General features: G+C 71.9%; 11 protein-coding genes and 1 pseudogene. 9 read left to right on the top strand and 3 right to left on the bottom strand.

Going from position 1 to position 11,565, the window contains the following annotated elements; all coding sequences use genetic code 11:
* Positions 1-58: 58 nt before the first annotated feature.
* The 6 genes and pseudogenes from ACWEQO_RS07385 to pssA all read left to right on the top strand — a co-directional run.
* Positions 59-775, top strand: a pseudogene (locus ACWEQO_RS07385) (cobalamin-dependent protein); the annotation flags it as partial.
* A complete protein-coding gene (locus tag ACWEQO_RS07380) occupies positions 772-1,734 on the top strand; it encodes an HpcH/HpaI aldolase/citrate lyase family protein (RefSeq protein ID WP_361457454.1) in 963 nt (320 codons plus the stop codon). The pseudogene ACWEQO_RS07385 and the gene ACWEQO_RS07380, both read left to right, overlap by 4 nt.
* A 5-nt stretch (positions 1,735-1,739) precedes the next feature.
* Positions 1,740-2,252, top strand: coding sequence for a MaoC family dehydratase (locus ACWEQO_RS07375; RefSeq protein ID WP_361457457.1), 513 nt, complete (start codon positions 1,740-1,742; stop codon positions 2,250-2,252).
* Positions 2,253-3,458 (top strand): acyl-CoA dehydrogenase family protein, encoded by a 1,206-nt coding sequence (locus ACWEQO_RS07370; RefSeq protein WP_361457460.1) that lies wholly within the window; start codon positions 2,253-2,255, stop codon positions 3,456-3,458.
* A 170-nt stretch (positions 3,459-3,628) separates the two neighbouring features.
* Entirely contained in the window at positions 3,629-4,285 is a 657-nt protein-coding gene (locus tag ACWEQO_RS07365; protein WP_361457463.1) for a phosphatidylserine decarboxylase, read from the top strand.
* A gap of 22 nt (positions 4,286-4,307) precedes the next feature.
* Complete coding sequence (gene pssA / locus ACWEQO_RS07360) at positions 4,308-5,123, top strand: CDP-diacylglycerol--serine O-phosphatidyltransferase (protein WP_361457614.1); 816 nt, start codon at positions 4,308-4,310, stop codon at positions 5,121-5,123.
* A gap of 71 nt (positions 5,124-5,194) precedes the next feature.
* Here the strand turns inward: pssA and ACWEQO_RS07355 are convergent, their stop codons facing one another.
* Positions 5,195-6,376: a glycerate kinase gene (locus tag ACWEQO_RS07355; RefSeq protein WP_452979898.1), complete on the bottom strand. Its 1,182-nt coding sequence runs from the start codon at positions 6,374-6,376 to the stop codon at positions 5,195-5,197.
* A 178-nt stretch (positions 6,377-6,554) separates the two neighbouring features.
* Here ACWEQO_RS07355 and ACWEQO_RS07350 point away from each other — a divergent pair, with 178 nt between their 5' ends.
* From ACWEQO_RS07350 to ACWEQO_RS07340, 3 genes are all read left to right on the top strand, one after another.
* Positions 6,555-7,628, top strand: a complete 1,074-nt coding sequence (locus ACWEQO_RS07350) for an ADP-ribosylglycohydrolase family protein (protein ID WP_452979895.1) — start codon at positions 6,555-6,557, stop codon at positions 7,626-7,628.
* A 208-nt stretch (positions 7,629-7,836) separates the two neighbouring features.
* On the top strand, positions 7,837-8,340 hold the full coding sequence (locus ACWEQO_RS07345; protein ID WP_361457472.1) for an NUDIX hydrolase: 504 nt from the start codon (positions 7,837-7,839) through the stop codon (positions 8,338-8,340).
* Between the two features lie 85 nt (positions 8,341-8,425).
* Positions 8,426-9,151 carry an SIR2 family NAD-dependent protein deacylase gene (locus tag ACWEQO_RS07340; protein WP_452979892.1) on the top strand — a complete coding sequence of 242 codons (726 nt, stop codon included), beginning with the start codon at positions 8,426-8,428 and terminating at the stop codon, positions 9,149-9,151.
* Between the two features lie 13 nt (positions 9,152-9,164).
* Here ACWEQO_RS07340 and ACWEQO_RS07335 read toward each other — a convergent pair whose 3' ends face one another.
* Positions 9,165-9,647: a methylated-DNA--[protein]-cysteine S-methyltransferase gene (locus ACWEQO_RS07335; protein WP_452979889.1), complete on the bottom strand. Its 483-nt coding sequence runs from the start codon at positions 9,645-9,647 to the stop codon at positions 9,165-9,167.
* A 91-nt stretch (positions 9,648-9,738) separates the two neighbouring features.
* Positions 9,739-11,247 (bottom strand): AlkA N-terminal domain-containing protein, encoded by a 1,509-nt coding sequence (locus ACWEQO_RS07330; protein ID WP_452979886.1) that lies wholly within the window; start codon positions 11,245-11,247, stop codon positions 9,739-9,741.
* Between the last annotated feature and the right edge of the window lie 318 nt (positions 11,248-11,565).

Here is an 11,565-nt window from a genome sequence, read left to right as displayed (position 1 = left end):
GAAGCAGGAACCCAAGGTGGTACCCAGCCGAGGTACGGACCGGAATCGCCCGCCTTCGGACGAGCGAGGAAGCCAACAGCCGCCCTTCAACCATTCGCGGCGATGCAGGGCGTTGGGGCGGCTGCGTGAGGCAGCCGCCACCGACGCCAACCTCATGGAGGCCACCCTGGAGTGCGCCCGCGCCGGCGCCACGACCGGCGAGTGGGCCGGTGCCCTGCGCGAGGTGTTCGGCGAGTTCCGCGCGCCGACCGGTGTCTCGTCCGCCCCGGTGGCGGTCGCCGCCGAGGCCGGCTCGCCCCTGTCGGAGGTCCGCCGCAAGGTGGAACTGACGGCCGAGGACCTCGGCGTCGGCAAGCTGCGCTTCCTGGTCGGCAAGCCCGGCCTGGACGGCCACTCCAACGGCGCCGAGCAGATCGCGGTGCGGGCCCGCGACGCCGGGTTCGAGGTGGTCTACCAGGGCATCCGGCTCACCCCGGAGCAGATCGTGGACGCCGCCCTCGCCGAGGACGTGCACGCGGTGGGCCTGTCCATCCTGTCCGGCTCGCACGCCCAGCTCGTCCCGGACGTGCTGGAACGCCTCCGTGTGGCCGGTGCCACAGATATACCGGTGATCGCCGGTGGCATCATCCCGAACGGTGACGCCGAAGAACTGCGGGCCGCGGGAGTCGCCGCGGTCTTCACCCCGAAGGACTTCGACATCACCGGCATCATCGGCCGGATCGTCGACGAGATCCGGAACGCGAACAAGCTCGACCCCCTGGAGGTCCCCGCATGACCACGGTCAACCGCCTTCGCCCCCGGCGCTCCTGCCTGGCCGTACCGGGCTCGAACCCACGCTTCCTGGAGAAGGCCCAGGGCCTCCCGGCCGACCAGGTCTTCCTGGACCTGGAGGACGCGTGCGCGCCGCTGGCCAAGCCCGAGGCGCGGCACACCATCGTCAAGTTCCTCAACGAGGGCGACTGGACCGGCAAGACCCGCGTCGTGCGCGTCAACGACTGGACGACCGAGTGGACGTACCGGGACGTCGTCACCGTCGTCGAGGGCGCGGGCCCGAACCTGGACTGCATCATGCTGCCGAAGGTGCAGGACGCGCAGCAGGTCGTGGCCCTGGACCTGCTGCTCACCCAGATCGAGAAGACGATGGGCTTCGAGGTCGGCCGCATCGGCATCGAGGCGCAGATCGAGAACGCGCAGGGCCTGAACAACGTCAACGAGATCGCGCAGGCGTCCCCGCGCGTGGAGACGATCATCTTCGGCCCGGCCGACTTCATGGCGTCGATCAACATGAAGTCGCTGGTCGTGGGCGAGCAGCCGCCCGGCTACCCGGCGGACGCCTACCACTACATCCTGATGAAGATCCTGATGGCCGCCCGCGCCAACAACCTCCAGGCGATCGACGGCCCCTACCTGCAGATCCGCAACGTGGACGGCTACCGCGAGGTCGCGCAGCGCGCCGCCGCCCTCGGCTTCGACGGCAAGTGGGTGCTGCACCCGGGCCAGGTCGAGGCGTCCAACGAGATCTTCTCGCCCTCCCAGGAGGACTACGACCACGCCGAGCTGATCCTGGACGCGTACGACTACTACACCTCCGAGGCGGGCGGCAAGAAGGGCTCCGCGATGCTCGGCGACGAGATGATCGACGAGGCCAGCCGCAAGATGGCCCTGGTCATCTCCGGCAAGGGACGCGCCGCCGGCATGCAGCGCACCAGCACGTTCGAGATCCCGGAGGCGTGACGGCCATGCAGTTCGGACGCACCTACGAGGAGTTCGAGGTCGGCGCGGTGTACAGGCACTGGCCGGGCAAGACGGTCACCGAGTACGACGACCACCTGTTCTGCCTGCTCACCATGAACCACCACCCGCTCCACATGGACGCCAACTACGCCGAGAGGACGACGGACTTCGGCAAGAACGTGGTGGTCGGCAACTACGTCTACTCGCTGCTGCTCGGCATGTCCGTCCCGGACGTCTCCGGCAAGGCGATCGCCAACCTGGAGATCGAGTCGCTCAGGCACGTGGCGCCGACCTTCCACGGCGACACGATCTACGGCGAGACGACCGTGCTCGACAAGTGGCCGTCGAAGTCGAAGAACGACCGCGGGATCGTGCACGTCGAGACCAAGGGCTACAAGCAGGACGGCACCCTCGTCTGCGTCTTCCGCCGCAAGGTGATGGTGCCGACCGAGACGTACATCAAGAAGCGCGGCGGCGAGCAGCCGGGCCGCCCCGAGCTGAAGGAACAGGGGAAGTAGATGAGCCGTCTCGCCCAGACCGCCGGTCTGACCGACGTCCAGCAGGAGATCCTCTCCACCGTCCGCGACTTCGTGGACAAGGAGATCATCCCGGTCGCCACCGAGCTGGAGCACCGCGACGAGTACCCGCAGCAGATCGTCGACGGCCTGAAGGAACTCGGCCTGTTCGGACTGATGATCCCCGAGGAGTACGGGGGTCTGGGCGAGTCGCTGCTGACCTACGCGCTGTGCGTGGAGGAGATCGCCCGCGGCTGGATGTCGGTGTCCGGCATCATCAACACGCACTTCATCGTGGCGTACATGCTCAAGCAGCACGGCACGCAGGAGCAGAAGGACCACTTCCTGCCGCGCATGGCGGCCGGCGACATCCGCGGCGCCTTCTCCATGTCGGAGCCGGCCCTGGGCTCGGACGTGTCGGCGATCACCTCGAAGGCGGTCAAGGACGGCGACTCGTACGTCCTGAACGGCCAGAAGATGTGGCTGACCAACGGCGGTACGTCGTCCCTGGTGGCGGTTCTGGTCCGGAGTGACGAAGGACACCCCGAGGGAACGGCCCCCCACAAGTCGATGACGACCTTCCTGGTGGAGAAGGAGCCCGGCTTCGGCGAGGTCCGCCCCGGGCTCACCGTCCCCGGCAAGATCGACAAGATGGGCTACAAGGGGGTCGACACCACCGAGCTCATCATGGACGGCCTGCGGATTCCGGCGGACCGGGTGCTCGGCGGGGTCACCGGCCGCGGTTTTTACCAAATGATGGACGGCGTGGAGGTCGGCCGCGTCAATGTGGCGGCGCGTGGCTGCGGCGTCGCCCAGCGTGCCTTCGAACTCGGTGTCCGGTACGCCCAGCAGCGTCACACTTTCGGCAAGCAGATCGCCCAGCATCAGGCCATTCAGTTCAAGCTCGCGGAGATGGCCACCAAGGTGGAGGCCGCGCATGCGATGATGGTGAACGCCGCACGCAAAAAGGACTCCGGCGAACGAAACGACCTGGAAGCGGGGATGGCCAAGTACCTCGCGTCCGAGTACTGCAAGGAGGTCGTCGAGGACGCCTTCCGGATCCACGGCGGATACGGCTTCTCCAAGGAGTACGAGATCGAGCGCCTCTACCGGGAGGCCCCGATGCTGCTGATCGGAGAGGGCACCGCCGAGATCCAGAAAATGATCATCGGCCGTCGACTGCTCGAAGAGTATCGATTCCAGGGCTGAATGTCCGGATACGGGGTGTTTTCTCGGAATAGTGGATCACACCCCGTCAACACTCTCCGGCTGTCGACTCGACTGCCTGGCTTACCCAGTTGTCACCCGGAGCCGCTACGATCGCCGGAAAGCCGCCGTCCCCCGTCAGTGCGCGGCACTATCCGCTACGAAGGTCATCCATGCCCCACAGCAAAACCTCTGCATCTCGCGACAGCCTCTCCGGTGTACGCCTCGCGCGCGGAGCGTCGCCGTGGCTTCTGCCGACCGTCGCCACCGCAGCCGTCAGCCTGGTCCGCGCCCGCCGCTCGGGTGCCGCCAAGGCCGTAGCCGTCCCCGCCACCGCTCTCGCGGCGGGGATGCTGTGGTTCTTCCGCGACCCCGAGCGCGAGATCACCCGGGGCCGGGTCATCTCGCCCGCCGACGGTGTGGTGCAGAGCATCATGCCGTGGAAGGACGGCCGGACCCGTGTCGCGATCTTCATGAGCCCGCTCAACGTCCATGTCAACCGGGCGCCGCTGGCCGGCACGGTGACGTCGGTCGAGCACGTCCCCGGTGGCTTCGTTCCCGCCTTCAACAAGGAGAGCGAGAACAACGAGCGGGTGGTCTGGCACTTCGACACCGAGCTCGGCGACATCGAGATGATCCAGATCGCCGGCGCGGTGGCCCGCCGCATCGTGCCCTACGTGCCCGAGGGCACCAAGGTCGAGCAGGGCGAGCGGATCGGTCTCATCCGGTTCGGCTCCCGGGTCGACCTCTACCTGCCCGAGGGCGTCGAGATCGACGTCGAGGTGGGTCAGAAGACCGTGGCAGGGGTGACTCGAATTGACCGTGATTGATCCTGAGACACAGGCCGGCTGGGTGCCCGACGCCGACGAGGAGGACGACGAGGAGGAGATGCCTCTCTCGCTCCGCCTGTCGATAGCGGACACCCTCACCCTCGGCAACGCCACCTGCGGCTTCATGGCCGTGTACTTCACCACCACCGGCATCCTGATCCCGCACCTCACGGGCAGCCAGGAGTCCGGCATGGCCCGTCACAGCGCGGCCACCGCCGTGATCCTGATGCTGTGCGCGGCCGTCTTCGACCTGTTCGACGGCCTGGTGGCCCGGAAGCTGCGCTCCTCCCCGATGGGCGCGGAACTGGACAACCTCTCGGACCTGATCAGCTTCGGTCTGGCGCCGGCGTACTTCGTCCTCGTGTACGGCATGGTCGCGGACGACGCGCACCAGAGAGTGGCCGCGGTCGGCGCGATCGTGGTGCTGCTGGCGGTGGTGCTGAGGCTGGCGAGGTTCTCCTGCGTCACGGTCAAGGACGGCACCTTCCAGGGCATGCCGTCGCCGTTCGGCGCGCTGACCGTCGTCTCGATCGTGCTGCTGGAGCTGCCGTTCGTGGCGACGGTACTGGCGATCCTGGGCACCGCCTGGCTGATGGTGAGCCGGGTCGAGTACCCGAAGCCGCGGGGGCCCCTCGCGGTGGCGATGCTGACCTGGATCGTGCTGACCATGGGGATGCTGACGGCGTGGGCCTTCGACGCCCCCAGCGGCCAGCTGCTGCTGCAGACGGGGTGCGCGCTGCAGCTGGTGCTGGGCGCGGTGATCCCGCTGTTCGCCACGGCCCGCCGGGTGAACAACTTCCGCGACAACCGCCGCGAGGCGCGAGCCGCGCAGTCGTGACGGTGCCGCGAAGGGCCCCGAACCCGAAGCCGGGTTCGGGGCCCTTCGCTTTTCGGCGCGACCGGGCGGTCTCAGCTCAGGAAGTCCCGGGCGATCCGCTCCGCGGTCCGCTCCAGGATCGGCCCCGCCTGCGCGATGCACGTCGCCACGTCCGGCTCGAGGTCCGTCAGCGCGTACGCCCGCCGGATCCCCGCCCGCCCCAGCGCCTCCGGCGGCAGGGTGAGCCGCCCGCACACCGCGACGACCTCCTTGCCGGCGGCGCGTGCCGCGGTGGCGACGCCCGCCGGGGCCTTGCCGTGCAGGGTCTGCTCGTCCAGCGAGCCCTCTCCGGTGATCACCAGGTCGGCCCGCTCCAGCGCGGGCGCGAAACCGAGGACGTCCAGCATCACCTCGATACCGGGCCGGAACCCGGCCCCGAGGAGCAGGGCGCCGAACCCGATGCCGCCGGCCGCACCCGCGCCCGCCGAACCGGCGAGCTCCGCGGCGGCCCCCACCCCGGCCGACTCCTCCAGCACCCGCACGAAGTGCCCGAGCGCCGCGTCCAGCCGCTCCACGTCCTGCGGCGAGGCGCCCTTCTGCGGCCCGTAGACCGCCGGGGCGCCCTTCGGGCCGGTCAGCGGGTTGTCGACGTCGCTGGCGAGCACGAACCCGACCCGGCCCAGACGCGGGTCCAGGCCCGACAGGTCGGCCGAGGCCAGTTCGGCGAGACCGCCGCCGCCCGGCGCCACCGGCTCACCGTCGGCCTTCAGGAAGCGGGCGCCCAGCGCGGCCAGCATGCCGGCGCCGCCGTCCGTGGTGGCGCTGCCCCCGACCCCGAACACCAGGGTCCGCGCGCCCGCGTCCAGCGCGGCCCGCAGCAGCTCGCCGGACCCGTACGTGGACGCCGTCAGCGGTGCGAGCACTCCGCCCGGAAGCCGCTGGAGCCCGCTGGCCTCCGCCATCTCCACCACGGCGGTGTCGCCGCGCAGCGCGAACACCGCCGTCACCTCGTCGCCGACGGGGCCGGTGACCCGTACCTCCTGCCGGTCGAAACCGGCCGCGATCGCCGCCGCCACCGTGCCGTCACCGCCGTCGGCCACGGGCAGCGCCTCGACCTCGAGGTCCCGCACCACCCTGCGCAGTCCGGCCGTCACCCGCTCGGCGACCTGCACGGCCGTCAGCGACCCCTTGAACTTGTCCGCGGCGACGAGCACCCGCCGCGCCGACCGTGCTGACCGTGCTGTTCGAGTACCGCTCACTGCAGCGTCCGCCACTTCCGCAATCCCCTTGCTCTCCGGGTTCTCCGGATTCCCCGGATCCCGTACCCGTGTCGGGGCCGGTCGCGCGCCCCTGCGACCCTAACCGGCGGGCGCCCGCGGCGTCGCCCCCCGGACCGGCGGACACCCGGCCGGGAAGGGCGCGGTCGCGGCCGGAATCGGGTAGACCGGACCCATGACCGCTGTGGAGACGGAACCGGGGCTCGCCGACCGCGTCCTCGGGGGCTGGCTGGGCCGGATCGCGGGCAACATGCTGGGCAAGCCGGTCGAGCAGGGCGAGGTGTGGACCCGTGAGCGCATCGACCGCTACCTGCGCCGGGCGGCGGCCCTCCCCCTCGACGACTACCTGCCCGGACCGCTCACCGAGAGCGACCGCCGCGACCTGCGTCCCGAGTGGCGGTCCTGTGTCCGCGGCCGCGTCCACGGCAGCTGCCGGGACGACGACGTCGACTACGCGATCCTCGGCCTGCACCTGCTGGAGACCCACGGCTTCGGCTTCAGCACCGAGCAGGTGGGCGACCTGTGGCTGCTGCGGCTGCCGTACCTGCAGACGTTCACCGCGGAACGCGTGGCGTACCGGAACCTCGCGAACGGCCGCAGGCCGCCGCTGACGGCCACCTACGACAACCCGTACCAGGAGTGGATCGGCGCCCTGATCCGCGCCGACATCCACGGCTGGACCTCCCCCGGCGCCCCCCGCCGCGCGGCCTCGCTGGCCCGCCGGGACGCGGTGCTGTCGCACACCGGCAACAGGGTCTACGGCGCGATGTGGGCGGCGGCGCTGATCTCGGCGGCGTTCACGGCGTCCACGGTGCGCCGTGCCGTGGACGAGGCGCTGGCGGTGATCCCGGCGGGCTGCCGCCTGGCCCGCACCGTGCGCAGGGTGTGCGCCCTGCACGACACCGGGCTGGCCTGGGAGGAGACGCTCGCCACCGTCGAGGAGGAGACGAGGGGCCTCGGCTGGATCCACACCGTCCCGAACGCCGCCGTCCTCACCGCCGGTCTGCTGTACGGCGACGGTGACTTCACCCGCACCGTCGCCCTGACCGTCCGCGGCGGCCTGGACACCGACTCCAACGGGGCGACGGCGGGCTCGGTGGCCGGCGTCCTGTGCGGCGCGTCGGCCGTCCCGGGGCAGTGGAAGGACCCGCTCCAGGACACGGTGCGCAGCGCGGTCCTCGGCTTCGACGGGGCGCGGATCAGCGAGCTGGCGGAGCGCACCCTGCGGCTGGCGCGGACGGCGGCCTGATCCCGGCTCCGGAAGGCCGGGACGGGAAACAGAGACAGGGGACAAGGAACAAGGGACAAGGGATACGGGTGGTGCGGCCGGTGGCTCGTGTGCCCCGGCGCGTGCGCCGTCCGGTGCCGGTCCCGGGACCGGGGTGTGCTGCCGTGCGCCCTGACCGGGCCGCTCCGTCGGCCACGGCGGCGTTCCCCGGCGCCATTACCCTGCCGGTATGACCACCACGCAGGAAGCCCAGGATTTCGCCGCCTACCTCGCCTCCCTCCCCCGGATCTTCGCCGGCGCGGCCGCCCTCTTCCGGGACGGCGAGGGCCGGGTGCTGCTCGTCGAGCCGAACTACCGGGAGGGGTGGACGCTGCCCGGCGGCACGATCGAGTCGGACGACGGGGAGACCCCGCGGCAGGGCGCGCGGCGCGAGACGGCCGAGGAGATCGGGCTCGACCGGCCGCTCGGGCGGCTGCTCGCGGTGGACTGGGTGCAGTGGCCCGGGCAGGCCCCGATGGCGGCGTACCTGTACGACGGCGGGGTGCTCGACGCGGACGACCTCGCGGCGATCCGGTTGCAGGAGGAGGAGCTGCTGTCCTGGCGGCTCGTGCCGCGCGAGGAGCTGGCCGAGTATCTCCAGGGCGCCCTGGGACGCCGGGTGCCGGCCGCCCTGGACGTTCTCGCCGAGGGCTCGGAGACCGCGGAGCTGGAGAACGGACACCGGGTGAACTGACCCGTGCCCGCCCGCCACCCCACCCGCCGCCCCACCCGCCGATATCGGCTCGCCGCCACGGCCGGCGGCCCCTACCCTCGGCTGCATGAGCAAGCCCCTCGTCGCCCTTCTCAGCGGTGCCGGCGTCAGCACCGACTCCGGCATCCCCGACTACCGAGGCCCGAACGGGCTGTGGCGGCGGGACCCGGAGGCCGAGAAGCTCGTGACGTACGCGTACTACATGGGCGACCCGGACATCCGCCGCCGGTCCTGGCAGATGCGGCGCAAGAACCGCGCGCTCACGGCCGAGCCGAACGCCGCGCACCGGGCCGTGGCCGAGCTGGAGCGGTCCGGGGTGCCGGTGCGGGTGATCACGCAGAACGTGGACGGGCTGCACCAGCTCGCCGGGATGCCGGCCCGCAAGGTGCTCGAGCTGCACGGCACGGTGCGCAGTGTGGTGTGCACGGAGTGCCGTGCCCGAAGCCCCATGGAGGACGCGCTCGCCCGGGTCGAGGCCGGTGAGGAGGATCCGCCGTGCCTGGTGTGCGGCGGGATCCTCAAGTCGGCGACGGTGATGTTCGGCGAGCGGCTCGACCCCGTGGTGCTCGGTGAGGCGCTCTCGATCAGCAAGGCCTGCACCGTCTTCATCGCCGTCGGCACCAGCCTCCAGGTCCATCCCGCCGCCGGCCTCGCGGGCGTCGCCGCCGACCACGGCGCCCGGCTCGTCATCGTCAACGCCGAGCCGACGCCGTACGACGACCGCGCCGACGAGATCATCCGGGAGCCGATCGGCACGGCCCTGCCCGCGCTGCTCGGCCGGATCGCGGCATAGCCCGGACCTCCGTTCAGAACAGGGCCGTGCCCCGCTCGAAGTCCAGCAGGCGCTGCTTGCGGGCCAGGCCGCCGCCGTAGCCGGTGAGGCTTCCGCTCGCGCCGATGACGCGGTGGCAGGGGACGATGATGCCGATCGGGTTGCGGCCGTTGGCGAGGCCGACCGCGCGGGATGCCCGGGGGGTGCCGAGGGCGTCGGCGAGCTGGCCGTAGGAGCGGGTCTCGCCGTACGGGATGCGCGTCAGCTGCTCCCAGACGCGGCGCTGGAACGGGGTGCCGTGCAGGCGCAGTTCGAGGGTGAACTCCTTCGACTCGCCTGCGAAGTAGGCGTTCAGCTGTTCCTTCGCCGCGGGGCAGAGGGTGTCGTCGCGGTCTCCGAAGGTCTCCTCCTGGGGGCGGTGGCGCTGGTCGGTCATGTAGAGGCCGCACAGGACGCCGTCCTCGGCGACGAGCGTCAGGGGGCCGTAGGGGCTGTCGGTCACGGTGTGCTGTTTCATCGGCGGTGACTCTCTGTTTCCTCTTCCTCGGGATTTCCTCGGGGTTTCCTCGGGGTTTCCTCGGGGTTTCCTCAGGTTCTTCAGGGTTTCCTCAGCTCGGCAGGAAGTTGATCGGGTGGCTGTCCGTCGCCCACAGGTACTGGACCGCGTACGCCCGCCAGGGCCGCCAGGCCGCCGCGCGTGCGGTGAGCGCGGCCGGGGTGGACGGCAGGCCGAGGTCGCGGGCGGCGCGGCGGACGCCGAGGTCGGTGGGGAGGAAGGCGTCGGGGTCGCCCAGGGCGCGCATGGCGATGACGTCGGCCGTCCAGGGGCCGAAGCCGGGGAGGGCCAGGAGCTTCTCGCGGGTCTCGGGCCAGTCGCTCCCGACGTCCAGCCGGAGGTCGCCGTCGGCGAGCCGGCGGGCCAGGGTGGTGAAGGTGGTCCTGCGGGTGCGGGGCATGGCCAAGGTCTCGGGGTCCAGGTCGGCGAGCGCCTCGGGGGACGGGAAGAGGTGGGTGAGGCCGCCCTCGGGGTCCGGGTCGTCCACCGGCTCGCCGTGCGCGGCGACCAGGCGGGCCGCGTGGGTGCGGGCGGCGGCCGTGGAGACCTGCTGGCCGAGCACGGCCCTCACGGCGAACTCCGCCTCGTCGACCGTACGCGGGACCCGGCGGCCGGGCGCCTTGTCGACCAGCGGGGCGAGCACCGGGTCGGTGCGCAGCCGGTCGTCGACGGCCACCGGGTCGGCGTCCAGGTCGAGCAGCCGACGGCAGCGGCTGATGGCGACGGCGAGATCGCGCGGGTCGGTGAGGGTGAGGCGGCAGGCGATGTGGTCGGGCCGTGGGGCCAGGGCCACGACGCCGTGCCCGTACGGCAGCCGCAGTGTGCGCCGGTAGGCGCCGTCCCGCCACTCCTCCACGCCGGGTACGGCGGTCGCGGCGAGGTGGCCGAAGAGGTTGTCGGGGTTGAGCGGGGCGCGGAACGGCAGGCGCAGGGACAGCGCGCCGGGAGTGCCGCCGGAGGTGCTCGCGGGGGTCCCGGGAGTCTGCCGCGGCGCGCGGGCGCGCAGGTCGCTCGGGGCGAGGGCGAAGACCTCGCGCACCGTGCCGTTGAAGGAGCGGACGGAGGAGAACCCGGCGGCGAAGGCGATCTCCGTCATCGGCAGGGCCGTCGTCTCGATGAGCAGCCGCGCGGTCTGGGCGCGCTGCGCCCGGGCGAGGGCGAGGGGGCCGGCGCCCAGTTCGGCGAGCAGTTGGCGTTCCACCTGCCGGGTGCTGTAGCCGAGCCGGGCGGCGAGGCCGGACACGCCCTCCCGGTCCACGGTCCCGTCGGCGATCAGCCGCATGGCGCGGGCCACGGCGTCGGCGCGCTGGTTCCACTCCGGGGATCCGGGGCTGCTGTCGGGGCGGCACCGCTTGCAGGCCCGGAACCCCGCCTGCCGGCAGGCCGCCGCGCTCGGCTGGAAGACCATGTTCTCGGGTTTGGGCGGTACCGCCGGGCAGCTGGGCCGGCAGTAGATACCGGTGGTCAGCACGGCGGTGAAGAACCAGCCGTCGAACCGCGCGTCCCTGGACCGGACGGCCCGCACGCAGCGTTCGGTGTCGGTGTGCATCCCCTTCTGCATGGGTCCAGCATCGGGGACGGGACGGGCGAGGGCTCGCAGGAATCCGACATGGACCTCCGTGGGCCTCGGTCGGTCCGTGCCGCCCCGGTCCGCCATGCCGACTCGCGCGGCGCCCGGGTTCCTTCGGGGGCCGGCGCCCGGCCGCCGCGCCCGTGGGCGACCGCGCACGGGAGTCCCCCCGCCCGGACCGGCGCACCGCCGAGATCGGGTGCGAGGCCGAGCAGGAAGGCGTGGAGCGCGGTCGGTGCCCAGCGGGTCTCCGGCAGGGCGGGGGAACGAGAGCCACGGACACGCGCAGCACCACACAGGGACACATGA

The organism is Streptomyces sp. NPDC004051 (genome assembly GCF_053604275.1).
Note: the sequence above shows the minus strand (reverse complement) of the source record. Positions and strands in the feature narration are given on the sequence as shown.